This is a genomic window from Shewanella xiamenensis, assembly GCF_024971755.1.
Taxonomy (GTDB): domain Bacteria; phylum Pseudomonadota; class Gammaproteobacteria; order Enterobacterales; family Shewanellaceae; genus Shewanella; species Shewanella xiamenensis.
Genome location: NZ_CP079718.1, coordinates 1,198,359 through 1,225,318 on the forward strand (window position 1 = coordinate 1,198,359; position 26,960 = coordinate 1,225,318).

At 45.2% G+C, this 26,960-nt stretch carries 22 protein-coding genes, 1 tRNA gene and 1 pseudogene; 15 read left to right on the forward strand and 9 right to left on the reverse strand.

The features are described 5' to 3' along the window. The first annotated feature begins 7 nt into the window (after nt 1–7). Together KXJ80_RS06430 and KXJ80_RS06435 are read left to right on the forward strand one after the other, a co-directional pair. Nucleotides 8–976, forward strand: a complete 969-nt coding sequence (locus KXJ80_RS06430) for a DUF2333 family protein (protein WP_037422138.1) — start codon at nt 8–10, stop codon at nt 974–976. A 2-nt stretch (nt 977–978) separates the two neighbouring features. Beyond that, nucleotides 979–1,716 carry a TIGR04219 family outer membrane beta-barrel protein gene (locus tag KXJ80_RS06435; RefSeq protein WP_037428021.1) on the forward strand — a complete coding sequence of 246 codons (738 nt, stop codon included), beginning with the start codon at nt 979–981 and terminating at the stop codon, nt 1,714–1,716. Between the two features lie 66 nt (nt 1,717–1,782). Here the strand turns inward: KXJ80_RS06435 and tolC are convergent, their stop codons facing one another. Next, the gene (gene tolC, locus KXJ80_RS06440; protein WP_037422145.1) at nt 1,783–3,090 is read right to left on the reverse strand and encodes an outer membrane channel protein TolC; all 1,308 of its coding nucleotides are present in this window, start codon (nt 3,088–3,090) and stop codon (nt 1,783–1,785) included. A 241-nt stretch (nt 3,091–3,331) separates the two neighbouring features. On the opposite strand from tolC, the gene nudF reads away from it, so the two are divergent. Genes nudF through parC form a run of 7 tightly spaced genes read left to right on the forward strand, consistent with a single transcriptional unit; the run spans nt 3,332 to nt 11,281 of the window. Next, nucleotides 3,332–3,934, forward strand: coding sequence for an ADP-ribose diphosphatase (gene nudF / locus KXJ80_RS06445; protein ID WP_037422148.1), 603 nt, complete (start codon nt 3,332–3,334; stop codon nt 3,932–3,934). A 12-nt stretch (nt 3,935–3,946) separates the two neighbouring features. After that, nucleotides 3,947–4,387 (forward strand): DUF1249 domain-containing protein, encoded by a 441-nt coding sequence (locus tag KXJ80_RS06450; RefSeq protein ID WP_037422150.1) that lies wholly within the window; start codon nt 3,947–3,949, stop codon nt 4,385–4,387. 15 nt (nt 4,388–4,402) lie between these two features. Beyond that, nucleotides 4,403–5,239, forward strand: coding sequence for a 3',5'-cyclic-AMP phosphodiesterase (cpdA, locus tag KXJ80_RS06455; protein WP_055647702.1), 837 nt, complete (start codon nt 4,403–4,405; stop codon nt 5,237–5,239). Between the two features lie 26 nt (nt 5,240–5,265). Then, entirely contained in the window at nt 5,266–5,841 is a 576-nt protein-coding gene (locus tag KXJ80_RS06460) for a YqiA/YcfP family alpha/beta fold hydrolase (protein WP_218737999.1), read from the forward strand. A gap of 56 nt (nt 5,842–5,897) precedes the next feature. Beyond that, nucleotides 5,898–7,784 (forward strand): DNA topoisomerase IV subunit B, encoded by a 1,887-nt coding sequence (gene parE / locus KXJ80_RS06465; protein WP_037428014.1) that lies wholly within the window; start codon nt 5,898–5,900, stop codon nt 7,782–7,784. 52 nt (nt 7,785–7,836) lie between these two features. Beyond that, complete coding sequence (locus KXJ80_RS06470) at nt 7,837–9,012, forward strand: PQQ-dependent sugar dehydrogenase (protein ID WP_037428013.1); 1,176 nt, start codon at nt 7,837–7,839, stop codon at nt 9,010–9,012. Further along, nucleotides 9,005–11,281, forward strand: a complete 2,277-nt coding sequence (parC, locus tag KXJ80_RS06475) for a DNA topoisomerase IV subunit A (protein ID WP_218738000.1) — start codon at nt 9,005–9,007, stop codon at nt 11,279–11,281. Before KXJ80_RS06470 ends, parC begins: the two co-directional genes overlap by 8 nt. A gap of 181 nt (nt 11,282–11,462) precedes the next feature. On the opposite strand, the gene KXJ80_RS06480 is transcribed toward parC, so the two are convergent. Beyond that, complete coding sequence (locus KXJ80_RS06480; RefSeq protein WP_037422167.1) at nt 11,463–12,545, reverse strand: porin; 1,083 nt, start codon at nt 12,543–12,545, stop codon at nt 11,463–11,465. Between the two features lie 883 nt (nt 12,546–13,428). Between KXJ80_RS06480 and tcdA the strand changes: the two genes are divergently transcribed. Beyond that, nucleotides 13,429–14,232: a tRNA cyclic N6-threonylcarbamoyladenosine(37) synthase TcdA gene (gene tcdA / locus KXJ80_RS06485; RefSeq protein WP_218738001.1), complete on the forward strand. Its 804-nt coding sequence runs from the start codon at nt 13,429–13,431 to the stop codon at nt 14,230–14,232. Nucleotides 14,233–14,264: 32 nt separating this feature from the next. Here tcdA and KXJ80_RS06490 read toward each other — a convergent pair. Next, nucleotides 14,265–15,895: pseudogene (locus KXJ80_RS06490) on the reverse strand (sensor histidine kinase). A gap of 169 nt (nt 15,896–16,064) precedes the next feature. Between KXJ80_RS06490 and KXJ80_RS06495 the strand changes: the two are divergent. Beyond that, on the forward strand, nt 16,065–16,676 hold the full coding sequence (locus KXJ80_RS06495; RefSeq protein WP_047540754.1) for a superinfection exclusion B family protein: 612 nt from the start codon (nt 16,065–16,067) through the stop codon (nt 16,674–16,676). A 120-nt stretch (nt 16,677–16,796) separates the two neighbouring features. Here the strand turns inward: KXJ80_RS06495 and KXJ80_RS06500 are convergent, their stop codons facing one another. Then, nucleotides 16,797–16,928 (reverse strand): DUF3149 domain-containing protein, encoded by a 132-nt coding sequence (locus tag KXJ80_RS06500; RefSeq protein WP_011715898.1) that lies wholly within the window; start codon nt 16,926–16,928, stop codon nt 16,797–16,799. A gap of 306 nt (nt 16,929–17,234) precedes the next feature. Between KXJ80_RS06500 and KXJ80_RS06505 the strand changes: the two genes are divergently transcribed. Then, nucleotides 17,235–18,824 (forward strand): bacteriohemerythrin, encoded by a 1,590-nt coding sequence (locus KXJ80_RS06505; RefSeq protein ID WP_099457485.1) that lies wholly within the window; start codon nt 17,235–17,237, stop codon nt 18,822–18,824. A 189-nt stretch (nt 18,825–19,013) separates the two neighbouring features. Further along, nucleotides 19,014–19,100 (forward strand) — tRNA-Leu (locus tag KXJ80_RS06510). Between the two features lie 72 nt (nt 19,101–19,172). Here the strand turns inward: KXJ80_RS06510 and modC are convergent. The 3 genes from modC to modA are packed head-to-tail and all read right to left on the reverse strand — an operon-like array spanning nt 19,173 to nt 21,774. Further along, nucleotides 19,173–20,258 (reverse strand): molybdenum ABC transporter ATP-binding protein ModC, encoded by a 1,086-nt coding sequence (gene modC, locus KXJ80_RS06515; protein ID WP_218738002.1) that lies wholly within the window; start codon nt 20,256–20,258, stop codon nt 19,173–19,175. Further along, nucleotides 20,252–20,989 carry a molybdate ABC transporter permease subunit gene (modB, locus tag KXJ80_RS06520; RefSeq protein WP_218738003.1) on the reverse strand — a complete coding sequence of 246 codons (738 nt, stop codon included), beginning with the start codon at nt 20,987–20,989 and terminating at the stop codon, nt 20,252–20,254. The genes modC and modB overlap by 7 nt, the downstream gene beginning before the upstream one ends. Next, complete coding sequence (gene modA, locus KXJ80_RS06525; RefSeq protein WP_218738004.1) at nt 20,989–21,774, reverse strand: molybdate ABC transporter substrate-binding protein; 786 nt, start codon at nt 21,772–21,774, stop codon at nt 20,989–20,991. The genes modB and modA overlap by 1 nt, the downstream gene beginning before the upstream one ends. A gap of 202 nt (nt 21,775–21,976) precedes the next feature. Here modA and KXJ80_RS06530 point away from each other — a divergent pair, with 202 nt between their 5' ends. Then, complete coding sequence (locus KXJ80_RS06530; protein WP_089068439.1) at nt 21,977–22,756, forward strand: TOBE domain-containing protein; 780 nt, start codon at nt 21,977–21,979, stop codon at nt 22,754–22,756. A 17-nt stretch (nt 22,757–22,773) separates the two neighbouring features. On the opposite strand, the gene queG is transcribed toward KXJ80_RS06530, so the two are convergent. Beyond that, on the reverse strand, nt 22,774–23,955 hold the full coding sequence (queG, locus tag KXJ80_RS06535) for a tRNA epoxyqueuosine(34) reductase QueG (protein ID WP_218738005.1): 1,182 nt from the start codon (nt 23,953–23,955) through the stop codon (nt 22,774–22,776). A 162-nt stretch (nt 23,956–24,117) separates the two neighbouring features. Between queG and KXJ80_RS06540 the strand changes: the two genes are divergently transcribed. Continuing rightward, complete coding sequence (locus KXJ80_RS06540) at nt 24,118–24,927, forward strand: substrate-binding periplasmic protein (protein WP_080612369.1); 810 nt, start codon at nt 24,118–24,120, stop codon at nt 24,925–24,927. On the opposite strand, the gene KXJ80_RS06545 is transcribed toward KXJ80_RS06540, so the two are convergent. Further along, nucleotides 24,917–26,857, reverse strand: a complete 1,941-nt coding sequence (locus KXJ80_RS06545) for a GGDEF domain-containing protein (protein ID WP_218738603.1) — start codon at nt 26,855–26,857, stop codon at nt 24,917–24,919. The genes KXJ80_RS06540 and KXJ80_RS06545 overlap by 11 nt on opposite strands. Nucleotides 26,858–26,960: the final 103 nt, after the last annotated feature.

Here is a 26,960-nt window from a genome sequence, read left to right on the forward strand (position 1 = left end):
TCGCTTGATGCAAATCACATGGAAGAAGGTCACTGGAGTTAGTTTATGCGTTGTTTTAATTGGTTATGTTGTGAGTGTCTGGTGGAGTATTGAACCTGATCCGCTGACGCCACAACAGCTTACTGCCACAGAAAAGAATGTTGTTGGTTATGCGACCACAACCTCTTTGATTATGACCGTTGAAACGCTGCTGGATAAGCAAGGTGGTTGGCTATCGAATGATGTTATGCCACCCTCAATCTTTATGGATAACATGCCCGCCTTTGAGTATGGCGCTTTAGAGCAAGCGCGTGATTTGGCGCTGATTATGCGTAAAGAGTTTAGCCGTTCACAGTCGCAATCTACCGCTGATAAAGATTTGAGTGAAGCGCAGGCTAAGTTAAATATCGACCATACCAGTTGGTTAGTGCCTAGTGCTGAAAGCGAATACCGTGATGGTATTAAGCTACTTAAGTTGTACCGGGCGCGAATGATGGATCCGAATAATCAAGATGCACAGTTTTATGCCCGCGCAGATAACCTTAATGAGTGGCTCAAAGAAGTGCAAAAACGTTTAGGCAGTATGTCGCAACGGTTATCTGCAAGTGTAGGTCAAGAACGTCTTAACACCGATTTAGCGGGGGATAATGCTGCGCGTCAATCAACCCCTAATTTAGCCAGCCATCAGGTGAAAACCAGCTGGTGGAAAATTGATGATGTGTTTTATGAGAGCCGAGGCGCCTCATGGGCATTACTGAATTTTATGCGTGCAGTTGAAGTCGATTTTGCTGACGTGCTGAAAAAGAAAAATGCTGAAGTGAGCCTAAAACAGATCATTCGTGAACTAGAGGCAACTCAGCAAACGGTTTGGAGCCCTGTTGTGCTTAATGGCAGTGGTTTCGGTCTAGTCGCTAATCATTCATTGGTTATGGCTAACTATGTATCCCGTGCAAATGCCGCGGTGATTGATTTAACGAACTTGCTATCTCAAGGTTAATTATGAAAAAAATACTCCTGGCCAGTGCAGTATTAGGCTGCATAATGGCTACATCAGCTCACGCGGCCACTGTGGTTGGTTTTAAAATAGGTGGCGATTATTGGCGCGCCGATACTAGCGGTACTTTTTCCGATAAAGGTCAGCCACAACAAGGTTTTGACTACAGCTCATCAGCGCAGGGTAGCTATTGGTTTGCCGTTGAACACCCACTGCCTTTTGTGCCAAATCTGAAAATTCGTGAAAACAGCCTTGATCAAAAAGGTAGCTTGGCGAACGCTGATTTCAGCTTTAATGGTCATGATTTTAAAGGTAATGTGACCAGTTATACCGATCTGAGCAACACCGATTTTGTGTTGTATTACGAACTGCTGGATAACGATATTTTATCTTTTGATTTGGGCGCAGCTTATAAGTTGATGAATGGCTCTCTGCGTGTCCAAGATGCAGGTCATCCAGAAGAGAAAGACGTAGATAGCGGAATTGTTATGGGGTACGCCAGTACCCATGTGAGCATGCCGGGTTTAGGCTTATTTGGCTTTGCAGATTTAATGCTTGGGGTGAATGAGTCGAATGTACACGATTATGCGGTCGGTTTAGGCTGGCAGTTTGATGGTGTTGCGGTGGATACCCGTGTGCGCGTTGGCTATCGTGAGTTTGCCTTTGATGTGAATAATTTCTCTGGCATTAGTGCTGACTCAAAGTTTGATGGCTATTTCGCTGGCGTCGAAATTGACTTCTAAGTCGTAATTCTGACAATAAAAAACCGCCAATCTTGGCGGTTTTTTTATTGGACACTATTGCTTAACTTATTCAGCTTTTAGGCCGTTGTTAATAGCAATAACATCATCTTCGTTTAATGTACCCGCTGCTTGTTTCAGTGCAACAATCGAGTTGATGTAGCTGTAACGCGCATCCGATAATTTACGTTTTGAGTCGTACAGATCGCGTGTACGGTTCAATACGTCAACAATAGTACGAGTACCAACTTCGAAGCCTGCTTGCGTAGCCTTTAATGCACTTTCAGATGAAATTACAGACTGTTCGTAAGCACGGATAGAGCTGATTGACGCCCCCACGTTGTTGTAGTTATTACGAACGTTTTTCACTACGCTACGGTAGGTTTGTTCCAACTTCTCGCTTGCCTCAACATATTGGAACTGCGCTTCTTTGACTTGTGATGAGACTTTAAAGCCTTCAAAAATCGGAATACTTAAGTTAATGCCTGCGCTCATGTTGTCAAAATCAGGTTCATTCGAATTACCTAATTTTTGCTCTAAACCTTTGCTATAACCAGCATTTAAGCTTAGTGATGGCATATGGCCTGCTTTATAGAGGCTAATGGTCTCTTGAGCGATATCTTTGCCAATACGTTGAGTCATTAGATCGACGCTATTGGTCTCGGCAATTTTTAACCAATCACTAGATGAACTCGGTGCTGGTGTGACTGCTGAGAAGCGGTTAGTGTCGAGTACGTTTAAGGCTTTGTGATCGATACCCGTGATTTCGCGCAGTGCTTCATAACTATTGGCAAGGGTATTTTCTGCCAAAATTTCAGAGGCTGAGGCTAAGTCATATTGTGCTTGAGCTTCATGAACGTCAGTAATCGCAGTTAAACCAACGGCAAAACGTTGTTTAGTTTGCTCAAGTTGACGCTCAATCGCGCGTTTTTCTGCACCTTGGAACTCGTAGTTATCTTTGGCCGTTAATACATCAAAGTAGGCTTTAGTCACGCGAGTGATCAAATTTTGCAGTGCCGATGCATAGGTTGAGTCAGCTTGAGAAGCGGCTTTCTCCGCAAGGCTTAAACCTACCCAAGCACTATGGTCATAGATGACTTGATTGAGCTTTAGGTTGCCAGTCAGGCCGCTGCTATCATCTCGAGGATCATTCCATGCCTTGTCATAGCCCACGTTTGCACTGATAGTCGGTAACAGTGGCGCACGATTTTGTTCAATCTTTTCAAACAAAGCGTTACGTTGCGCTTGCGCTTGCAACACGAGTGGGTCACTTGTCAGTGCCTGTTGATAAATTTGCAGTAAATCATCTGCTTGAACCGCAGGAGCGGAAGCGGCTAGAGTTAATGCTACGCATAGAGAACGGATCTTAAATTTCATTTGCTGTCCTTATTAGACAAAATCTCCAAAAGGAGAAATATATAACTTCGTTTAGACTAAGTAATGCCTTTACCAAGGCGGTTTGCGCTTCCCGACGCTTCCCGATACAGCTAAAACTTAATGACGTAGAGTCTAAAAACTCCCACACGTTCAAGTCAACTGCGAAGTGTAACAGATTTTATTTAAAAATGAGCCAAATTGCCTTGATAATAGGCGAAAATTTAACTGTTAAGGATAAGATATGAAGCCTCAGGTTTTTTCGCAAACAGATATTGAAATCCTCGAAAAAAAATCGCTATATCAAGGCTTTTTTGCCTTAGAGCAATTTACCTTCAAACATAAGCTATTTGCTGGAGGCTGGAGTCAGCCTGTCACCCGTGAGGTCTTTGAACGTGGCCATGCAGTCGTTGTGCTGCCCTATGATCCTAAGTGCGATAAGGTTGTGTTGATTGAGCAAGTTAGGTTTCCTGCATTAGCAACCACTAAATCTCCTTGGCTTATGGAGTTAGTCGCGGGTATGATTGCGCCCGACGAAACGCCAGAGGATGTCGCGCACCGCGAGTTGTTAGAAGAAACTGGTTTGACCGCTCGCCACATCCATTTTGTGAGCAGTTATCTTGCAAGCCCTGGTGGCAGTACTGAACGTTTCTATTTTTATTGGGCTGAGGTGGATTCATCACAAGCCCAAGGTTTGCATGGATTAGCTGACGAACACGAAGATATTCGATTGCATGTTGTAGACCGTGAGGTTGCCTATCACGGTGTCGTTAATGGCGAAATAGACAATGCATCGACCGTTATTGGATTGCAGTGGTTGCAATTAAACTATCAGCAACTGGTTTAGGTTGGAAAAGGTTTGGCGCATTCAACATCACATCAAAAACCGCGTTATCAACCCAACGTGAGCGACTTTTTAGCGCTATGCGGGCGTAACTATGGCTACATGCAAAAGTGGTTGCCACTGGATATTGCTGTCGGTCAATCTTGGCAACTTGAAGGTGAATTTGGTGTATTAGTTATCCGTATTTTAGAAAATACCAAATATACTCAATTAGTTGAAATCTCACGCCCACTACAAATAGTGGAGTTTGTTAATATTCCCAAGGTGTTAGTGAGAATTTATCATGATGCTAAATTAGCAGAAGTGTTAACTGGTCAACAGATTTACCAACTGCGCCCAGTGTATGATTATCCCAATTTACGTATGTATCATAGTGATGAGAAGTACCAGGTAAATGCATTCCTGGGAGAATTATTGAAGATTGGTGGCCAACAACGTTTGGTTTGCCAGTCTTAGAATTGGGTATTCAATGTGCTGAAAGAGGCTATCTCTTACTCTGTAGCTGATGAAAGTGTGCGCATAGTGCAAGTCACCGACCCGCACCTCTTTGCCGATCCTGAAGCTCAGCTACTTGGTGTTAATACCAGCAAAAGTTTGGCCGCGGTACTCAATACCATCCGTGCCGTCAATTACCCTGCGCATCTTATGCTTGCCACAGGTGATTTAAGTCAAGATTATTCCCCTGAGTCCTATCGCCAATTTGTGTCAGCGGTCGCCCCGCTCAATTTACCTTGCCATTATCTTCCGGGTAATCATGATGATCCGCGGATCATGTTTTTGCATATGCAGGGCGAGCGGATTTTTGGCCAGCAACGTATCTTAGTTGGTAAATGGCAAATTTTGATGCTGGATTCCACCGTGAGAGGAAAACCTGGTGGTCATATGGCCGCGAGTCAATTCGAACTCATTGAACAGGCTATAGCCGCACATCCAGACCGCCATACCTTACTGGTGATGCATCATAATCCTATTTTGGTTAATTGTGCTTGGTTAGACCAACACTGCATGGATAATGGGACGGAATTTTTAAAGTGCGTCGCTCAATACCCGCAGGTCAAAGCTTTGCTGTGGGGCCATGTGCATCAACAATTGGATAGCCTTTACGATGGTCCACATGGTGCGTTGCAATTAATGGCGACACCTTCTACTTGTATCCAGTTTAAACCGCAATCGCCTTATTTTGCCCTCGATGGACTGCAACCCGGTTATCGTTTGCTGGAGCTCAAGGCCGATGGTAGCATCAGCACTAATGTGTATCGCGTACCGGGAAATCTGTTTTCCCCCGATAAAGATTCCAGCGGTTATTAACGCGAGTGACCGCAGCTTGAGGAACTATGCTGCTCTATATTCACGGATTCAACAGCTCTCCTTTCTCTGATAAAGCGGTGATGACGGTACAATATATGGCCGAGAATCACCCGTACCTCACTTTTCATCAGCCACAGTTACCCAATACACCCAAAGCAGCGATGGCCTTACTACAGCGCTATGTTGAAGAGGCTTTGCAATCGGGTGAGCCGCTTAACTATATTGGCTCGTCCTTAGGGGGTTATTTTGCCAGTTATTTGGCTGAGCATTATGGTGGCCGAGCCGTGTTGGTGAATCCGGCAGTAAAACCCTTTGAACTGTTTGATGAATTTATGGGGCCGCAATTTAACCCTTATACCGAAGAGCATTATCAGGTATTACCAGAGCATAAGCAGGAAGTGGCTGAATTTAATACGGCTGTTATCCGCAATCCCGATCGTTTTTTGGTACTATTGCAAACGGGCGATGAAGTGCTGGATTATCGCGAAGCGCTACATAAATATCATCATTGCCAATTACGGATTGAATCCGGTGGTGATCACAGTTTTGTGGGTTATGAGCGATATCTGCAAACTGTAAGCCAATTTTTACACTTACCTTGACAAATCGTCATCCACAGCCGCAACATGGCCGGATATAACAACCTATAGCGTACACTATGACTAATCAATACACCTCTGACGCCATTGAAGTTCTTAACGGACTCGACCCAGTTAAACGCCGTCCAGGTATGTATACCGATACCAGCCGACCTAACCATTTAGGCCAAGAGGTCATAGATAACAGTGTCGATGAAGCCTTAGCTGGCCATGCCACTAAAATTGAAGTAGTGCTCCACACAGATAACTCGCTGGAAGTCACTGACGATGGTCGTGGTATGCCAGTGGATATTCATCCCGAAGAAGGTATTCCTGGGGTCGAGCTGATCCTGACTAAACTGCATGCCGGCGGTAAATTTTCAAATAAAAATTATCAATTCTCTGGTGGTTTGCATGGTGTAGGGATTTCAGTCGTTAACGCCCTGTCTCGCAGAGTTGAAGTCACTGTGCGCCGAGATGGCCAAGTGTATGATATGGCTTTCGAAAATGGCTTTAAAGTCGAAGATCTACGAGTCAGTGGTACCTGCGGTCGGCGCAATACCGGTACTCGAGTACATTTTTGGCCTGATGCGAGTTATTTTGATTCGGCGAATTTCTCCAATTCCAAACTTATTTATTTACTGCGTGCCAAGGCGGTATTGTGCCCTGGCCTTAGAATTAAATTCACTAATAAGCACACTAACGAAGTGCATGAGTGGTACTACGAGAGTGGCTTAACCGATTATCTTAAGACGGCGGTAGGCGATAATATCATGCTGCCGGAAGAGCCTTTTATCGGTAGTTTTAAGGGGCAAATTGAGGCGGCAGATTGGGCTATTACCTGGTTGCCAGAGGGCGGGGAGTCGATCAACGAAAGTTATGTCAACTTGATCCCAACGCCATTGGGTGGCACCCATGTGAATGGCTTTCGCCAAGGTTTGTTGGAGTCGATGCGCGAGTTTTGTGAGTTTCGTAATCTCATCCCCCGCGGGATTAAGCTCTCTCCTGAGGATATTTGGGATCGCGCAGCCTTCATTCTGTCAGTGAAAATGCAAGACCCGCAGTTTGCGGGACAGACAAAAGAGAAGCTTTCGAGCCGTCAAAGCTCAGCCTTTGTTTCAGGTATCGTGCGTGATGCATTTTCGCTTTGGTTAAATTCGAATACCGAATTAGCCGAGTCATTGGCTGAAATGTGTATTAATAACGCGCAAAAACGCTTAAAAGCAGCCAAAAAAGTCGCCCGTAAAAAAGTCACATCAGGTCCTGCATTACCGGGTAAATTGACCGATTGTAGTGGCCAAGATCCAATGCGCGGCGAACTCTTCCTTGTGGAAGGGGATTCTGCGGGAGGCAGTGCTAAACAGGCTAGAGACCGTGAGTTTCAAGCTATTATGCCGCTACGTGGTAAAATCTTAAATACGTGGGAAGTGGATGCATCTCAGGTATTAGCGTCGCAGGAAGTACATGATATTTCGGTGGCAATTGGTTGTGATCCCGATAGCAATGATATTTCTGAGTTAAGGTATGGCAAAATCTGCATCCTCGCCGACGCCGATTCCGATGGATTGCATATTGCGACTTTACTCTGTGCACTGTTTCTGAAACATTACCGAGTGTTGGTTGAGCAGGGGCATGTTTATATCGCCATGCCGCCACTGTTCCGTATCGATATAGGTAAAGATGTTTATTACGCTTTAGATGAGGCTGAAAAAGAAGGTATTCTCGATCGTATCAGCGCTGAGAATAAAAAAGGTAAAGTTCAAGTAACACGCTTTAAAGGTCTGGGTGAAATGAATCCACTACAATTGCGTGAAACGACAATGGACCCTAATACTCGCCGTTTAGTGCAGTTAACTATTGATGATGCGGAAGAAACTGATTCTCTTATGGATATGCTGTTAGCTAAGAAGCGTTCACCCGATCGTAAAAACTGGCTCGAAGATAAGGGTGACATGGCGGTACTTTAATGTTGTGCACTATTGCCGATAACAATAACACTTAGGCATAAAGAAAATTACCATGTTGTATATTAAAACGAATAATTATAAATGTTTAAAGGTGTTCTCTGCCTATTGGACCCTACTGGTGAGTCTGGCTTTGTTACCATTCCAGAGCGCTATTGCAGGGTCTCAGTCGATCATGATTACCGTCTCAAAGGGGTTTGGTTTATCGCTCTATGCTTCCGATCTTGGGGATGCCAAACAGCTTGCGATGGGGGCAAATGGCACCTTATTTGTCGGCTCCAATAAGAGTGGCACAGTGCATGCGCTTGTTGATAGTAATCAAGATGGTCGTGTAGACAAGCGTTATGTCATCGCCAAGGGGTTAGAGTCTCCCGATGCGATCGCCTTCCATAATGGTGATCTGTTTGTGGCAACTGAAAACCGAATTGTCCGCTTTATTGATATCGAGCAGCGCTTACGCCGTCCAAGTCGTCCTAAAGAGATTTATAGCGATTTACCAGAGTCAGATAAGAAAAGTGCACGAGCGATGAATTTTGGTCCTGATGGCAGGCTCTATGTCTCTATCGGTGCACCTTGTAACGTGTGTGAAGCGAGCGCACCCTATAGCAGTATTATTGCGATTAATGTGGATACCGGCGCCAGTGAGCAAATTGCGTCAGGTATTCGCGATGTGACAGGTTTTGACTGGTCTCCTCAAGACGGCAAATTGTGGTTTGCCGATCAAGGACGCGATTGGATGGGCGATAACTTACCCCCCGATGAGATTAACCGCATCGATGTGGCGGGCAGCCATTATGGCTTTCCGTATTTACACGCATCATCCGTGGTCGAACCTGCCTATGAAAAGCCAAAAAATTTAAAAATTTCTGTACCGATATACGAACTGCCTGCACACGTTGCACCAACGGGACTGGCATTTTACCGTGGTAAGCAATTCCCAGAAATCTATCATAACCAATTGTTTGTTGCTGAAAATGGTTCTTGGAACCGTTCAAGCAAAGTCGGTTATCAAATCGTCATGTTGAAGCTTGAGAATCAACAGGTGGTCAGTCGCGAAACCGTAGTGAGTTTTCTCGACGGTGAGTTTCCTGTCGCCCGCCCCTATGGATTATTGTCCGGTGAAGATGGGGCCATGTACATCTCGGATGATTTGAAAGGTAACCTGTATCGACTGTTCTATAGGGATGGCGATAATACTGAAGAACCACAGGAACTAGAAGAAAATGAGTGACGCAATCAAGTTAAGCTTGGATGGCGTAGAGCAGATGCCATTGCGGCGCTTTACCGAAGAAGCTTATCTGAATTATTCCATGTACGTCATTATGGACCGAGCCTTACCCCATATTGGTGATGGCCTTAAACCCGTACAACGACGGATTATTTATGCTATGAGCGAGCTTGGTTTATCGGCTCAATCAAAGCATAAAAAATCAGCTCGTACAGTGGGTGACGTATTAGGTAAGTACCATCCCCATGGCGATAGTGCCTGTTATGAGGCGATGGTGCTGATGGCGCAGCCATTTTCCTATCGTTATCCACTCGTAGATGGTCAAGGTAACTGGGGGGCGCCAGACGATCCTAAGTCCTTCGCCGCAATGCGTTATACCGAGGCGCGCCTGTCTAAGTTCTCCGAAGTATTATTGTCTGAGCTGGGGCAAGGTACGGTCGAGTGGGGCGCTAACTTCGATGGCACCTTGAAAGAACCTAAAGTGCTGCCCGCACGTTTGCCGCATATTTTACTCAATGGCATCACCGGGATTGCGGTGGGTATGGCGACGGATATTCCACCCCATAACGCCAGAGAGCTAGTCAATGCCTGCGTGGCCTTGCTTGATGATCCTAAACTGGAGCTGGAGCAGTTGATGGGCTACGTGCCAGGGCCTGATTATCCGACTGAAGCTGAGATCATCACCCCGTCTGCCGACATTGCCAAAATCTATGAAACGGGTCGCGGTTCCTTAAAAGCCCGCGCCGTGTATAGCGTCGAAGCCGGTGAGATAGTGATCACTGCACTACCACATCAAGCCAGCAGCGGTAAAATTTTAGAGCAGATCGCCGCGCAGATGCAGGCGAAAAAATTGCCTATGGTGGCTGACTTACGTGATGAATCTGACCATGAAAACCCTGTACGATTGGTGGTGGTGCCGCGTTCCAATCGCGTCGATTGCGATCAACTCATGGCACACTTGTTTGCGACCACAGATCTTGAGAAAAGCTTTAGGGTAAACCTGAACGTATTGGGGCTCGATGGTCGTCCACGGGTGAAGGGACTTAAAGACCTGTTAACCGAATGGTTAGAGTTCCGTGTCGATACTGTAAGACGTCGCCTCGAATATCGTCTCGATAAAGTGCTAGCGCGTTTACATATCCTCGAAGCCTTGATGATTGCCTTCCTCAATATCGATGAAGTAATTGAAATCATTCGTTTCCACGATGAGCCAAAGGCCGAGCTAATGGCGCGCTTTAACCTGACGGATAGGCAAGCCGAAGCCATCCTCGAGTTAAAATTACGTCATTTAGCCAAGTTAGAAGAGTTTAAAATCAAGGCCGAGCAGGATGAGCTTGAGGCCGAGCGTGAGAAGTTAGAGCAGTTATTAAGCTCAGATCGCCGCTTAAAAACCTTGATCAAGAAAGAATTAATTCAAGATGGCGAAACCTATGGCGACGATCGCCGCTCACCGATTGTTGAGCGCCATGAGTCCCGCGCCTTAACCGAGCAGGAGCTGACGCCGAGCGAGCCAGTGACTGTGGTGTTATCTGAAAAAGGCTGGGTGCGTTGCGCTAAGGGCCATGATATCGACGCCGAGTCCTTGTCCTATAAGGCTGGCGATCAATATCTATGCAGTGCGATGGGGCGCAGTAACCAAGCGGCGGTATTTATTGATTCATCGGGACGCGCCTTTGCCACCGACAGTCACAGCCTGCCATCGGCGAGAAGCCAAGGCGAGCCCATCACCACGCGCTTTAATATGGCGCCAGGTGAAACCATGCAGCATGTGATTTTGGGTGAAGACGAGCAATGTTTCCTGCTCGCCACCGATGCAGGTTACGGTTTTATCTGTACTTACAACGATATGGTGTCACGTAACAAGGCGGGTAAAGCCCTGTTAAGCTTACCGACGAATGCCAAGTCTTTGCCGCCGAGACCGATTGACCGCAATCGCGAGATGTCGATTCTTGCCATCACCAATGAAGGTCGTATGCTACTGTTTTCATTGGAAGCATTGCCGCAATTATCCAAGGGTAAAGGTAATAAGATTATCGGTATTCCAAGCGAGCGCGCTAAAAACCGTGAAGAGTTAATGACACATTTACAACTTGTGCCAGCAGATACTCCAGTTACCTTGTGGGCGGGTAAGCGCAAACTGACACTTAAACCAAGTGATTTAGAGCATTATCGCGGTGAGCGCGGACGCCGTGGGGCAAAATTACCACGTGGATTACAGCGTGTTGATAGTGTGGAATTAGGCGAAGGTGCAGAGGTCTTGCCTAGCATTTAACTGTTAATTTGAGCTTGCCAGCACAAGTTATCAAAACCGTTAATCAAAGCCACTCAAGTTTCACTGGAGTGGCTTTTTTATTATCAGAGTTATGCGCTACAGAGTCACTTTTCTTAAATACAAGGCATAAAAAAACCTACCGCTTGCGGTAGGTTTTTATTAGCGAATATCCGTAAGGATATTAGAAGTCGTAACGTACACCTACAGAGACAACATTGTCATCTTTCAGGTCAACTTTACCTGCGCCATTTAAGTCGAAATCACCTTTGTACATAGCATATTGGCCATAAACCATAGTTGATTTAGATAAACGATAGTCAGCACCGATGTTAAAGTTTTGCACGCTGATATCTGTATCAGTCACAGCTAGAGTAGCTGCCTTAGTGTTGTCTCTAAAGTCATAGCCTGAAAGGTTCTTGAAGTAAGAGCCATAACCTGCTTCATCAACACCATATTCAGCTTTCAGGTTCACACCGTTCAGATCATAAGATACGTTCACGAAGTAAGTGTTACCGTCAATTGCGCTATTGAAAGTACTTTCTGAATTTTGGAATAAACCACCGACTTTGAACTGGCCTAATTTAACTTGAGCTACACCACGGAATGCATCAACTGTGTCGATACCTTTGTTGTAAGCAACTGCAACATAGTAGTTTTGCTCTTTAAACTTGCTATCACCCAGAGTTGCACTCAGAGCGTATAAGCTTTCGTTAGTTTTAGCAGTAGTGTCGTTATCGTCGAACAGGTAAGTCGCGTTTAACGTTAATAAGTTAGCGATTTTTGGAGAGTAGTACCAAACACCGTCAGCGCTACGAGTTTGAGCGCTAACTAAACGGTCGATATCCGCGTTGGTGTTACCGAAAATATCTACGTTACCTTCAGCTTGCTTAAATACTGTGTCATTACGACCCACTAATACAGTACCAGCATTGGTTTTTAAACCTAAGTAAGTGTTACGAGCTTTGAACACATCACCTTTGCTAGATGTGTTTTCAACTTGGAATTCCATTTGATAAACAACGTCATAGCCATCAGCAATCTTCTCAGTACCTTTAACACCTAATAGAGAGAAGTTGTTTTCTAAGTAAGTGCCGCTTTCACCTAAGTCAACACCGTTAGTGCCAGTTTGTAGAGTTGCACCAGTATCGGTATAGGTTGTTGCAAGCTCTAAACGACCGTAGAAGCTTGGGCCTTCGGCTAGCGCACCGAATGAAGCCAGCGCTAATACTGATGCAACTGATGCAGAGATGAATGTCTTTTTCATGTTTTGTGCTCCCTCGAACCTAAGTTCTTATCCATTTTTCATGGTTTTTGTGTGGTTTAACACGTTTGTTACAGAAATAAGTAACAAAGTTGCCGCCGATTTTTACAGTTTTATGCCTTGCAGGCTGTGTCATAGATCAAGTTTTTAGCTCTCCTTGCCTGTATTCGGGGTTTTTTAGGACATTTCCCTATCACTTGACCGAAAATCGGCGTGTAAGAGATAAAACTGTATTTTTGGCATACTACTAAAGAGGTATGCGAAGTGCCGTAGCATATACAGACCGGCGGGCCTAACTGTAGCATATACTAATGTTGTCGCAAGTTTGTCATATACGCGTGAGTTGGTGTTATTGGGTACCGAGTACAATAAAAAAAACAAGTAAAGTTACTTTTTAGCAACAAAATACCTGAGGGGATGTTGTTAAATGTGTTTAAAATCAAAAATTTAATTGTTGTTGATGATCTATTATTTAGATATTGTATTAACTCAGCTAGCATAAGCATTAGTTCAATGCGATAGCCATGATCCTAGACCATAGTATTAGGGCGTATTGACGTTTTGAGTGTGAATTTTATTCGTTATGGCAAGCTCGTGCTTGCGAAACGAGGAATGATTATTGACGAGTAAAGCCGTCAATCAACGTGGGTTTAGCGCTTACACTCGCATTCGCGCAAACATGTCTGCTCAGTGCCTTAGGAAAGCCAAGTGGTTTAATTTAATATCTAGCTGCATCTTTTAGCTCATGGGTTGAGTTTGATTTCGGTTTTTGGCTTAAATCGTTTAGAATCTTCGGCGCATTTTTCATGCATTATGCTGCGTTGGTAAGTGTTTCTCCTCCTTCTCGTTGCGGCTGGGTTCGCTAGATATAATAAGGTAAGTATTGATGACTGAAGCCTATCAAAATCGCTTTGGTGGCATAGGCCGCTTGTACGGGCAAAAAGCGCTTGCGAAATTTGCAGCATCTCATGTCGTGGTAATTGGTATTGGTGGTGTGGGCACTTGGGCGGCTGAGGCATTGGCAAGGAGTGGTATTGGTCAAATTACCTTAATTGATTTAGATGATATCTGCGTGACCAATACTAACCGTCAAATTCATGCGCTTACCTCAACTATTGGCGATTCTAAGGTTGCAGTTATGGCCAAACGGATCCGCGAGATTAATCCTGATTGCCAAGTCAATGAAGTAGAAGATTTTATTACGGTCGACAATCTGGGTGACTATTTACTAGGTTCTCTGTCAGGCGGCAATATTGATTATGTTGTTGATTGTATTGATGTGGTAAAACAAAAAGCAGCGCTTATTGCTTGGTGTAAACGTCAAAAAATCAAGATTGTGACCGTAGGTGGTGCTGGTGGGCAAGTTGATCCAACTCAGATCCAACTGACTGATTTAGCTAAGACCTATCAAGATCCTTTGCTGGCCAAAGTGCGTAATATTTTGCGCCGCGAATATAACTTCTCCAAAAATGTACAACGTCGTTTTGCTGTGGATGCCGTTTTTTCTAGTGAACAGCTCGTTTACCCTCAAGCTGATGGCTCGGTTTGTAGTACCAAAGCCACCGCCGATGGTAGCATGCGGATGGATTGTGCTTCGGGGTTTGGTGCTGTGACTATGGTCACTGGTACTTTTGGATTTGTGGCGGCGAGCCGTGTCCTTTCTCGGTTGGCACAATTAGCTAACGAATAATCCAATTTGTATGTTTTATTGTTCTAAATATTTCAAATAGTGAACTCGTGGTGAGTGGTTATCTTAGGCGCATCGCATTGGTTAAGAGGAATGCGAATGTTAAATTGCGCGCCGCCAAGTGAAGAGTCTGCTTGATAGCTCATTGAACCTTTTAACAAGGTGACTGCATTAAAGGCGGCGGATAAACCTAATCCCGTGCCGCCTTTACTTCTATTGGTGGTAAAGAAAGGCTCGAACATATGTTCAGCGACTTCGGGGGGATTGCGACGCCATTATTTTGGATGCTGATATTCACAAAACCCTGCTCAATACTGGCGGAGATTTGTATCTGATTATCTTCTCGGTCTTGAAATGCATGGGTATAAGCGTTGGACAATATATTACTGACGATTTGGTTTAATAGACTCACATTAGTTTGAATATTTAAGTTGGGATCGACTTGTAGGTCGGTTTTTGCGTTGAGTTTAGGATGCATTATCAAGCTAGACGCTAAAATCTCTTTAAGCTGCCTTTGCAGATTGATGCACTGATGCTCTTCGTGGCTGCGGTCGATAGCAATAGTCTTGAATTTTTGAATTAGGCTGCTGGCTTTGGTGATATTACGAACTATAAGCTCACAGCTTTGTTGATACTCGTCCAAAATCGCATTGATTTCGTCGAGTGTTGCGTGCTCACTATGGATAAGCTCTATGAGTTCTTCTATATGGTTTAATTGCGCGCTGGCCGCCGTTAAGCAAATACCGATGGGGGTATTAATTTCGTGCGCCACACCAGACACTAACCCTCCTAAGGCGGCCATTTTTTCCTGTTCAACTAACACCTGTTGTGCGCGCTTTAGAGCGGCTAAGGATTGCTCTAACTCTTGGGTTCGCTCTTTAACTTGTCTTGCTAGTTCTTCCTTATAACTACGTTCGAGTTTCAGTAAACGCTCTCTATCTTCTAATGCTGTTTGTAACTCGGCTTTAGAACTTTTCAGTGCTTCAAATGAGCTGCGAAGTTGCCCTTGCATGCTGTTAATCGCATCAGCAACTTGTTTAAACTCATCGATTTTCTCCTTACGTTCAAATTGAAGGGGTTCGAAGTCCGTGTCTAAGTTAATCCGTTTGCAGTATTTACTGAGTTTATCGAGATGTTTAGTGATGTTGTACCAAACTAAAAATAGAATAAATCCAGCGACTAAGAAGGTTTTTATGCCATTGGATAGTAAAATAAGGATGGCTTTATCGTAAAGGCGATCATAAATGGCATCCATGTCTACTTGTACTTCTAAAGTACCAACGTTGATATTGTCGGTCGGTGATTTATACACCAGAGGAAAGATTTTATTTAAAGTATGAGTTGGTTTTGGGGTTCCTCCGTTCCACGACTGGCCACTATCATCTTTGATTGAAATGTAGTTAATATCAGGTAGTTGGATGAGACCATTCAGTTGGGTGTTAATCAGTCTTTCATCTATTACCCAAATACTTGCGGCTAATACATCGAGGTTAGCTTTCTCGATATTAGAAAATACCCGATCAATCCGACTAACATCGCCCCGATAATCGCTAATGAGTTGGTAGGCTGTCGTCATTAGTGTGATTAAGGAGCTGAATAGCACAATTGACAAGGTGAGGTGCCTACCAATCGGGCTTTTTATAAATTGACTGAAGAATGTCAGCATCTTAAATAATCTTTATCTGATAGCAAGTTGGATGCTTATAAGCATAGACTCAAGCTTAAAAAATTTCGCATGTTATCCCAGTGAAAAATCCCTCAATATTGAACAAAGCAATGGCATCAAACTTGCTTGGTCTTGGCTAAGTTCAATTTTTTGTCACTGGGATAACACTATGATTAAACTCAAATTCGATTCAGTGAAGTTGTTTAACCCTAAGAAGGTAATGTTTCGGGTTATGCTGTGGCTAATGGTGAGTTGTGCGGTTTTATTGGCGATGCCGTCAAATATTCTTACTTTGCTGGCACTGGATAAGTTTGTACCCGAGCACGCACATTTTGTCGGGCTTGGACTTATTATCTCGATCGCGTATTTTTTAACTCAGTTATTGAACTTGGGATTAGATGAGTCGATTCGTCATTTAAGTGATAAGCGCATCACCGAGACCATTGAAGCAAAAGTTAATTTGCTGGATCGTGCAGAGCGAGCATTATTACGAGAATTCTTTTTGCAAGGAGCCACTATTTTGACATTGCCGCAAAACGAACCCGCGGTAAAAAGTTTGCTCAGTGCGTGTATCCTCGAATGTTTAGGCAATGAACGTCATTACGCAATCCAAGGGCCCACAGCAGACTATAAAATTTCGATGAAAGCACGTATCTACTTAAATCGGGGCGTTTTACGTTTACCAGCAGGGGAACCAAGTGAAGAAGAAATGCAACATCTGATTAAAGCGCGCCCGCAGTTTCTCAATGGCTTAGTACAAAACCGTAAACACGCAGCTTAAGTGTAGCGTTGGCTATAGCGCAAAATTACAGGCATAAAAAATGGGGGTTAATGGAACCCCCATAACAACGTGCAATTTTTACAAGCTACAATGAACAGAATAACAATTTGGAAGCAAAAACTACGATTGTTGCGCTGACTTCACGATAAACATCCAAGTGATATAAGAAATTATCCCTATAGTGCTAAAGATAACGATCATTGAAAGTAAACCAATTGGGTTACCGAACATTAAATCTAACCAAAATGCCATGATTGAAATCCTCTTTCTTGTGAAGTCATCCATACACTAGCGCTCTTACTGTCAGCAAATACTGATCCTGATCAATAAAAAATCGACGTCCTAAAACAATCTTGTAACCAAAGATTAACCCTGTGATCTACTTCAAATTTAGCGGGTGATGAAATTTTATCAAACTCAATCTTTTGGGCTTTGTTTCTTACTTCATTCGGGACTAGTCTTAAGAGTAGTAACTATTAAGTGATACCAAGAACAAGGTATTTGCTAATCCGTTTTAGCATTGATTGAAGTTAGACTGCATTTTTGAAGGAGCCAAAAATGGCTAGCACCACTGTTAAAAAGGGCACTATGGGATATGGTATTATTTTCGCTCCTATGGTCTTACTTTTATATCCCCTTTATTGTTTGCTTAGTAGCGCGCATTGGGTTGCAACCTTATGTTTAATCGCACTTGCCCTTATTCTATTTTTTAACATTAACAAACTTATCCGTAATCTGAGGCACCTCGAGCGTGCGGCTCATCACTTGGGTGACGGTGATTTGAGTTACCAGCTTGATGAGAAAGATGCGGGAGTGTTTCACACTGTCGTTCACAGCATCAATCGCATGGGCGAAGATGTGAGTCGTACTATTCTATCTCTAGTTGATACCAGCGAATGGATGAAGAAGGTCGCCACCGACATAAAGACGATTAGTGAGCAGGCAAAACAAGGCGTTCTGGAGCAAGAACGTCAAACCGAGCTTGCGGCAACGGCCATGACCCAGATGGTTTCAACCGTACAAGAAGTGTCACAAAATGCGGCTAATACCGCGCAAGCCGCTGATATTGCACAGACTTCAGCTAAACATGGTGATGAAGTTATGGGCGCTATTGTCAATAAAATCAGCGATATGACGTCGCAAATTCACCAAACAAAAGCAGTGATTGAACACCTTGCCGCCGATACGAATAGCATTAGCAGCATTATTGAGACTATCTCGCAAGTAGCCGAGCAAACCAACTTATTGGCTCTTAATGCGGCGATTGAGAGTGCCCGAGCGGGTGAGCATGGCCGTGGATTTGCGGTTGTTGCCGATGAAGTCCGTAATTTGGCAAAACGTACCTCAGAGGCGACCTCTGAAATTCAACAGCAGATAACCGCATTACAAAAGGGCGCTCAACAAGGGGTTGAAGTGATGTTAAAAAACGTCACTATCGCCGACGAAACCGCCTTGATGGTAGAGAAAGCGCATCAATCTTTGGGTGAAATTGTCACTCACGTTGAAAGCATTACGGATATGTCTCATCAAATTGCCACTGCATCGGAAGAGCAGCATGCCGTTGCAGAGGAAATTAACAAAAATATCAACGCGATGGCTGAATTAGCGTTGAAAAATGCGCATCATACTAATCTAACCAATCTATCTAGTCTTAAGGTTTATAATATGTCTCAGGAGATTGGTTCACTGCTACATCGTTTCCATGTGGATAAGCAGCTATTTACCTCTAATCAAGCCCAAAGCCAACTATTTGTAAAATGGGGGCCAGAACTTGATATCGGTATGCCGGAGATTAACCGCCAGCATCAACGCTTAGTCTCTCTTGTTAACGAATTGCACCGTACCTTAAGCGAAGCCTATGGCCTCGAAGCGATTAAACGGATTGTTCAAGGACTTGTGGATTACACCGCGAATCATTTTTCCTATGAAGAAGAGTTGTTTGCTCGTTTTGGATACCCACAAACTATTGCCCATAAGGAGAAACATGCGCAGCTTGTTGGTCAAGTGCTTGATTTTCAAAAGCGGGTTGGTAGAGGTGAAGATGTGGCTGACGAGTTAATGGCATTCTTAAAATCTTGGTTGGTTAACCATATTCAAAAAAGTGACAAGGAATATACGCAGTTTTTACTTTCCCGTGGCGCTGAGTAGATTAAGATGCTGCTTTAAGAGTCATCGAGCAGTATCCAAGGTAAAATTAATAGACGCCGGATTTTTGAGCGGTTAAAACTAATTTGCCAACAAGGTCTTTAAAAGGGCTTGCCATTGTCTTTGGCAAAGGTATAATTCCCACCACTTAGAGCCAGCTAGTTGTTTTTATTAGCTCTAAGCATTGATAATGCCAGAGTGGTGAAATCGGTAGACACAGCGGATTCAAAATCCGCCGCCCTTAAAAGCGTGACGGTTCGAGTCCGTCCTCTGGTACCATCCCTTTAAAAGGGACTCAAACCGACCTAGAGTCGGTTTTTTTGTGTCTGAAATTTGCTTCAAACATGCAACTCAGTGGGACTCGGCAATATCCATTTGTGTCATAGTCACGCCTTTGATTTGGGCATAGATAGCCTTTCCTGGAGCGAGTTGTAACTCGTCACAAGCCCATGGGGTGATGTTGGCCCACAGTTCGTCTTTACCTAGTGCAATTTTTAGCTGAATTTGCTCGCCATTACCGCTGGGGTAGAGCTCTTTTATTTTTCCTTTGAGTAAGTTACGAATACTCGAGCCTTTAGGTTCCTCTGTGCAAACCGAAACATGGTTCGCTTGAATGCGTACCTTTAACTGTTTATGGGTGGGGGGCAATTGGCCGCTGACCCAGAGCTGATTGCCGTCATCCATCAACAGTCTGGTCATTGGATAATCAGGATGTCTGTCGGAGATTCTGGCGCTCAGCAGTGAACTTAATTCCTGCAATGGTACCCAGGGGCGCATTTGTTTACTATTCCATACCTGTGTTAGCGGTCCTTGGGCGATCATTTTTCCTTGATGCAACACCAACATATGGTCGGCAAGTTGTAGGATTTCATCCAAGCTGTGGCTCACATAGACGATTGGTAGCTTCAATTCCTGCGCTAGGGTTTGTAGGTAAGGCAGCAATTCGCGTTTTCGGGGTAAATCGAGGGAAGCTAAGGGCTCATCCATCAATAGCATTTGCGGCGAGGTGAGTAGGGCTCGGCCAATGGCGACCCGTTGTTTTTCACCGCCAGACAGTGTGCTGGGATAGCGGCTTAAGAGTTTTTCTATACCCAGTAGCGAGACCACTTTATCGAACAATTCAGGCGTTTTATGACGCATCCCATAGGTGAGATTGCCCTTCACACTGTAATGGGGAAATAACCTCGCTTCTTGAAAGACATAGCCAATTCGGCGTTTTTCAGGGGGCAGATTAACGGTTTTATGTTTAAACAACAGCGTATCACCAAGACTAATCTCGCCTTTGTCCGGCGTAGTTAATCCGCCGAGCAAATTCACTAAGGAGGTTTTGCCCGCTCCTGATCGGCCGAATACGGCGGTGACGCCCTGTAATGGTAAATGGGTGTTCACCTTGAGTTGTAGTTGGCCGAGTTGTTTTTCAATATTGATGTTTAACATACGCTTGCCGTTCTTTTGAGGGCTTTTTTCGTGAGCCATTGGGAGGCGAGCAAAGAAGCCAGGGCTATTACTATCGAGATGATACATAGGCGCATTGCCTGATATTCCGCTCCCGGTGTTTCGATAAAGGAATACATGGCCAGCGGAATGGTGCGAGTTTCGCCGGGAATATTAGAGACGAAGGTAATTGTCGAGCCAAATTCCCCTAGGCTGCGGGCAAAGGCGATGATCATTCCCGACACTATTCCGGGCGAGGTGAGCGGCAGGGTGATGGTCAAAAATACCCGCCAGCGGCTGCTTCCCAAGGTGCGCGCCGCCTGTTCGAGGCGAATATCAACGGTTTCGAAGGATTGACGTATGGCTCTGACCATTAAAGGAAAGGAGACCACTGCGGCGGCGAGTGCCGCTCCGCGCCAGCTAAAGCTAAAACTTAACCCAAACCAGTTATAGAGCCACTGCCCGATTACGCCCTGACGCCCCATACTGATGAGTAGCAGGTAACCCACCACCACTGGCGGCAACACCAATGGGAGATGCAGGAGACTGTCGAAGATAGCCTTACCGGGAAACTCTACGCGCGCCAGCAACCAAGCGCATAAAATGCCTAAGGGTAAACTGGCGAGCACGGCAACCGCTGAGACTTTGAGGCTCAGCAGCAGCGCGGTGGTTTCGTATTCGCTGAGGAGTGGCCCGTCAAACAGCGAGCCACTTACTAAAACATCACTCAGCACTAGTTCACTCCAAAGCCATATTTTTCAAATACTGCTTTTGCACTTGAGCTTTGAAGGTATTGATTAAAGTCTTTAGCGCTGGCGGTGGATTCCTGCTTAGTCAAGGCGCTGGGATATTCAATCGGACTATAGCTGGTCGCGGGGAAGGTCGCCACAATTTTAATCTTTTGCGCGACTTTGGCATCGGTCGAGTAAACGATACCGAGCGGGGCTTCGCCCTGTTCCACCAATGCTAGAGCAGCGCGGACATTGTTTGCTCTCGCTAGGAGTGGTTCTGCGGTTTTCCAAAGATTCAGGTTTTCAAGCGCTTGCTTGGCGTATTGTCCAGCTGGGACATGGTCAGGGTCGCCCACCGCTAAACGGCTGCCATTGACTGCGGCCTTAATATCCCAATCGCTGTTCAGTGTCACTTGGTTTACCGGGCTGTTCTTTTCGGCAATCAGCACTAAGGTATTTTTTAACAGGGTAATACGGCTATCGGCATTGACCGCCTTGGCCTCGACGAGGTAATCCATCCATTTTTGGTTGGCGGAGATAAACAGATCGGCGGGCGCACCATTAGCGATTTGTTTGGCGAGTGTTGAGGAGGAGGCAAAGGAGAAAATCACTTTCGTTTGATGTTCCTTTTCGTACTGCTGGCCAATCTCATTAAGCGCATTCGTGAGGGATGCGGCGGCAAAAACCGTCACTTGTTCTTGGTCTGCGGCAAAGCTGATGCTGCAACTGAGGGCTAAGCCAACGACTGAGGCTGTGGTAAAACGCAAAAAGTGTTTGAGCGAGCTCATGGTGTTCCTCCGTGATAAAAAGTGATCGTTATATACCAATCTATACATCGATCATTCAAGTCCTGATACGTAAATTAGTGATCTCGGCTCGGTTTATTGGCGAAAACGCTAATACCTCGGCGGAGAATTCCGACCGTACGTATTGGTATCTCAAGATTGATCGGGGACAATAGCATTCACTTAAGCTAAGGCGCGCAGGAACATGGACTTACACGCACTACTGACATTGTCATTGGGGGACAAACCCTTCGCCAATCCTCGGCGGATAGCTTTGCTGCGCCAAGTGGCTAACACTGGGTCTATCAGCCAGGGCGCTAAGTTGGCGGGGATCAGCTATAAGGCCGCGTGGGATGCGATAAACGAGATGAACACCACTATGCCCGAGCCCGTCGTCAGCAGCGAAAAGGGTGGTAAGGGCGGTGGTGGCGCCAAACTTACCGAGTTTGGTGAGCGTTTACTTAAGGTGTATTCCATCACCTCGCAGGTGCAGGAAATGGCACTGTCAGCGTTGCTGGATGATTCGGTCGATATGCACAGTTTGTTAGATGTGATGGCGCATTTCTCCCTTAAAACCAGTGCCCGCAACCAATTAACGGGGCGTATCCACAGCATTGAGCCACTCGGTTTGAATGACAGCCTGAAGGTGACATTGGCGGGTGGGCAACAGATCCAAATCTCAGTGACCCATGCTAGTTTTGAGCGTCTGCAGTTAGCCTTGGACCAATCGATTCTATTGTTGTTTAAGGCGCCAGCGGTGACGGCCAGTCGTGATGCTTGCCAGAGCGCGGGGCAAAACTGTGTCAGTGGGCACTTACTGAGCGTGACCGAACTTGCCGATAAGGCTGAGTTAGCGATAGAGATTGGCGCTAAAGAGATTATCTATTCGGTAATGCCATTGGCCGACATCCAAACGCTCAAGGTTGGTGAGCCTTGTTTTGCCTGTTTTGATGCCACACAAGTGATTGTTGCCAGTATGAATTAAAGCATGCAGCGAGAATGCTAGGCATCCCGTGGTAAGCCTTTTTGAATGACCCGAACCAGTCGCTCCGTTTTACGGTTATTGGCTTGTGAGCCGCCCGCATGTTGCCGCGCTAGGGCCCAATCGATATGTTCTTTCACCATTTCATCGATATCTGCTTGGGCTTTACGTTGCTCAAGGGCGGCGATGATTTGCGGCGAACTCGGCGCATTGCCAAGGGCAACGGCGATATTGCGTAACCAGCGCTGATGACCAATACGGCGAATGGCGCTGCCTTCGGTCTGTTTAAGAAACTCGGTTTCGCTCCACGCAAATAAGGTGAGCAGTTCAGGCTGCTTGAGTTTAGGCCGAATGTGGAAATCACTCTCCTGGGTCAGTGGTGCTTCGCGATTGACCGGGCACACCAACTGACAATCATCACAACCGTAAATGCGATTGCCCATCAAAGGGCGAAACTCTTCTGGAATGGCACCCTGCAATTCGATTGTCAGATAAGAAATACAGCGCCGAGCATCCACGGTATAAGGCTCAACAATGGCGCCTGTCGGGCAGGAGGTGATGCAGGCCACGCAGGTGTTGCAGTCTTCCTGGATAGGAATGTCTACGGGTAAGGGCAGGTTGATCAGCAATTCCCCAAGGAAGAACCAGCTACCGGCATCGTGATTAAGGATAAGTGAGTGCTTACCTGTCCAACCTATGCCGGCTTTTTCGGCGAGTGGACGTTCCAGCACAGGGGCAGAATCGACAAAGGGCCTAAAGTCGGCGGCATCAAACCCCAAGGCGACAAGCTCGCAACTGATTTGATCACCCAGCTTTTTTAAGCGGGCACGGATGAGTTTGTGGTAATCCCTGCCGCCAGCATAACGCGAGATATAGCCCATATTCGGTGAAGCTAAGTTAGTGGCAAAGCCCGCCTCCGGTGGCAAATAATCCATCCGTGCTGAAATCACTCGAACTGTGCCTGGATGCAATTCATGGGGGCGAGCGCGCATCATGCCATGGGTGGCCATGTAGGCCATTTCTCCGTGATATCCTTTATCTAACCACGCTTCCAACTTAGCTTCTTCCGCGGTTAAATCGGTGTCACAAATCCCTATTTGGGCAAAACCGAGCGCCTTTCCCCAGTTCTTGATTTGCATGGCAAGACGACTAAGTGTTGCTGCGTCGGGAATATTGGCGGGAGAGGTTGCTGTGGTTGACATGGAAGCTGCGTTGAACTTAATAAGATGGCTCTATGATAGCAGTTTTAAGCCGCTACGGACGAGTTTAGTGTTTCGGGGATTTAAGCCAAACAGCAATTGTTACTTTCTTCTGTGCGTAAATTAGATCTATGATTAAGATTAACCTCCCCTTCGGCCTTGCCTATGTTATCCGCCATTTCCAAGTACTGCTATCGATTGTTATTAGGTGTGAGCTTAGGTTATTCAGGGCTAAGCTTTGCGATAGTGGCTCCAGTGCGTTTAGTCACAGAAGCTTGGCCGCCTATGAGTTTTGAGCAAGATGGTGTACCCACTGGTTTTGGGGTGGAACTGGTGAATATGCTGCAAGCTCGCCTTGGACAGCAAGAAAAGATTGAAGTATTGCCTTGGGCGCGGGCGTATTCGATCGCGAGTACAACGGCAAATGTGCTGCTGTTTGCGACATCTATTAGCGATGAGCGGGAAGCCAATTTTGATTTTATTGGTCCCATCGCGACTAGTAACATTACTCTTTACACCAGAGCGGACGATCCTATCAGCATCAATCACTTGTTAGATGTGAATACGGCGGGAATCGTTGGTGTGTATCGAGAGTCTGTGGGGGCACAACTGTTGCAACAGCAGGGAGTTAATGCCCTCTTAGTGGCAAGTTTTCCACAGCAATCGGCTAAACAGCTGTTGTTTTCGCGGATACGATTCTGGTGTCAGGCTGATCTGGCGGTAAAGCATATACTTGAAGATGTGGGGGCGAAGGAATCGGCTATTAAACCTGTTTATATTATCGCTGAAATCCATCTTTATCTTGCTTTCTCGAAGGGCACACCAGCCGAGACTGTGCAGCGTTGGCAAGTTGAGTTAGAAAAGCTAAAAGAGTCAGGGGAGTTTGCAAAGGTCTATCAAAAATGGTTTGGCGCACTGCAGCCCCCCCTCGAAAATCAGATTTTTTGGCGTAAAAATAATTCAGCTAGCAGGTAAGTTCCGCAGCTTTAACACAGTTTCTTCCGGCATTTTTGGCTTCGTACAGCGCGCTATCTGCCCGTTTCAGTAAACGGGCAAAGCTTTCATCTTGAGGCTTTTTCTCTGGACATAAGGTGGCAACTCCTGCACTAACAGTCAGTTTTAACTCTTCCGGTAAATTAATGGTGCCGTAACGGCTGATTAAGCTTTGTAATTTATGGGCCAGCTCCCAAACGCGTTCAGCGCTGGTATTGGGTAATAAGATCAAAAACTCCTCACCGCCGATCCTGCCGATTTGATTGTGGTCCGCGGCAAATTCTTTGCAGGCCTGGGCTATGGTTAAAAGTGCTTGGTCGCCAATTTCGTGGCCGAAGTTATCGTTGATTTTTTTAAAATGATCGGCATCGAAGATGATGATCGAAAAAGGCATTTGCTGTTTAAGCGCTTGCTGAAAATACTGCTCTGCTTGGGCATATATATGCCTGCGATTAGGCAATTGGGTGAGATAATCGGTTAAGGCGATGGTTTGTAGTTGGCGGTTTCTATGCACTTGCTTATAGGCAAATAGCGACACTATGCCCAAAATACAGCCCGTCAACAGCAGAATGATAAGCTGTAGTGACTTATTTTTTTCGAGCAAGGCTAATTCTTGCTCTTTTAATTTTTGGTTATCAATCAATCGCTTGTTTTCAGATTCGATCCTACTGGTATCAAATTTTACTTTTAATTCAGTTGTCTGGTGAGCCGTGGAGCTGTTATCAACTTTCTTCGTTAGATCAACAAATTGCTGCAGAGTATAGTAGGCTTGCTGTAAGTCCCCCATCGCAGCATAGATATCACTCTTGAGTTGTAACAGTTGAACAAGACCACGGTCATTATGCATGGTCCGAAAAGAATTTTCGGCTGAGGCTAGTTCAGTTAGCGCCTCTGGGTAAAGAGCTTGTTGATAAAGGATTTTTGCCATAAACAGCTTCATAAAACTATAAGCTCCGGGCTCTTTCTCTGTAATGTCGAGTGCAGCCTCCTTTAAATAGTTTTCCGCTTCCTGTAACCGGTTTAATTGAATAAGACTGTAGGCTATATTCGTTGCATTTATTGCAGCCACAAGCTTGTACTTGTGGTCTTTAAAGTATTGGTAACTAAAGCGAAAGTTCTCTATGGCTTGTTCATGATTCCCTATTTCATCTAGGGCGAGTCCAATATCTGAAGTTACACCTGCAACTTGATCCATATTGCCATTTTTTAAATATAACTCTTTGAGTTTTTGATAGTATTTTATTGCGCTTTCAGGGTCGCCATAGCGTCTAAAGCTGGTGGCAATATCGGTCAAGTTTATATTGGCCCAGCCTGTGAGATTTAATGATTCATAAAGCCCTTGGGCGGTGACAAGATCGTCTAATGCCTCTGAAAAGTCACCAATATAGGAGTGTAGTGCTCCACGAAGACTGCGGGCATCGGCAATGAGTTTTATATCTTCATGCGCGTATGCGCTTTTCACGCCTTTATTATAACCTTCCATAGCTCCGCTAATATCACCACTTAGCTGTAAAAACCAAGCATGGCAAAGGGTTATATCGGTAATAAAATGGGCCGAAGCGGTAGATGGAATATGTGAGAGCATTTGCTCGGCATAATTAAGCGCGTTAGTTATTTGGCCTTCATCATCTGAAGGTTGGCTCCAGCACTTGATTTGGTTAAGTTTTTCAATACGTTCTATATCATCACTTGAGATGTACTGCTCTAGTAAAGCAATATTTTTCTCGATGGCTTCACGGGACATTGTCTCGCCGCTATCAAATAATTTGAATATTTGTTCGACCTGTGGCGGCTCTTCAGCTAAAGCTAGGTATGCTTGCCCGGTGAAGAGGAGTAGTGCTATGGCAAAGAATCGTCGGCAATATCGCAAGAGATAGATTTCCTGTTCACTTTGAAACAGATAGCTAACTATTATCCTAACATAAGTTTTTCACTAATTGTTTACATTGTGTATTGGCAATTTTTGCATTCATTCCGCTATCAAGGTATAAACGTCGCCTTGGATCTCACCCAAT

Excerpts from the sequence above, each read along its gene's own strand:
- KXJ80_RS06430 (WP_037422138.1), top strand. The coding sequence starts at position 8 with ATGCAAATCACATGGAAGAAGGTCACTGGAGTTAGTTTATGCGTTGTT.
- KXJ80_RS06435 (WP_037428021.1), top strand. The coding sequence starts at position 979 with ATGAAAAAAATACTCCTGGCCAGTGCAGTATTAGGCTGCATAATGGCT.
- tolC (WP_037422145.1), bottom strand. The coding sequence starts at position 3,090 with ATGAAATTTAAGATCCGTTCTCTATGCGTAGCATTAACTCTAGCCGCT.
- nudF (WP_037422148.1), top strand. The coding sequence starts at position 3,332 with ATGAAGCCTCAGGTTTTTTCGCAAACAGATATTGAAATCCTCGAAAAA.
- KXJ80_RS06460 (WP_218737999.1), top strand. The coding sequence starts at position 5,266 with ATGCTGCTCTATATTCACGGATTCAACAGCTCTCCTTTCTCTGATAAA.
- parE (WP_037428014.1), top strand. The coding sequence starts at position 5,898 with ATGACTAATCAATACACCTCTGACGCCATTGAAGTTCTTAACGGACTC.
- KXJ80_RS06470 (WP_037428013.1), top strand. The coding sequence starts at position 7,837 with ATGTTGTATATTAAAACGAATAATTATAAATGTTTAAAGGTGTTCTCT.
- parC (WP_218738000.1), top strand. The coding sequence starts at position 9,005 with ATGAGTGACGCAATCAAGTTAAGCTTGGATGGCGTAGAGCAGATGCCA.
- KXJ80_RS06480 (WP_037422167.1), bottom strand. The coding sequence starts at position 12,545 with ATGAAAAAGACATTCATCTCTGCATCAGTTGCATCAGTATTAGCGCTG.
- tcdA (WP_218738001.1), top strand. The coding sequence starts at position 13,429 with ATGACTGAAGCCTATCAAAATCGCTTTGGTGGCATAGGCCGCTTGTAC.
- KXJ80_RS06495 (WP_047540754.1), top strand. The coding sequence starts at position 16,065 with ATGATTAAACTCAAATTCGATTCAGTGAAGTTGTTTAACCCTAAGAAG.
- KXJ80_RS06500 (WP_011715898.1), bottom strand. The coding sequence starts at position 16,928 with ATGGCATTTTGGTTAGATTTAATGTTCGGTAACCCAATTGGTTTACTT.
- KXJ80_RS06505 (WP_099457485.1), top strand. The coding sequence starts at position 17,235 with ATGGCTAGCACCACTGTTAAAAAGGGCACTATGGGATATGGTATTATT.
- modC (WP_218738002.1), bottom strand. The coding sequence starts at position 20,258 with ATGTTAAACATCAATATTGAAAAACAACTCGGCCAACTACAACTCAAG.
- modA (WP_218738004.1), bottom strand. The coding sequence starts at position 21,774 with ATGAGCTCGCTCAAACACTTTTTGCGTTTTACCACAGCCTCAGTCGTT.
- KXJ80_RS06530 (WP_089068439.1), top strand. The coding sequence starts at position 21,977 with ATGGACTTACACGCACTACTGACATTGTCATTGGGGGACAAACCCTTC.
- queG (WP_218738005.1), bottom strand. The coding sequence starts at position 23,955 with ATGTCAACCACAGCAACCTCTCCCGCCAATATTCCCGACGCAGCAACA.
- KXJ80_RS06540 (WP_080612369.1), top strand. The coding sequence starts at position 24,118 with ATGTTATCCGCCATTTCCAAGTACTGCTATCGATTGTTATTAGGTGTG.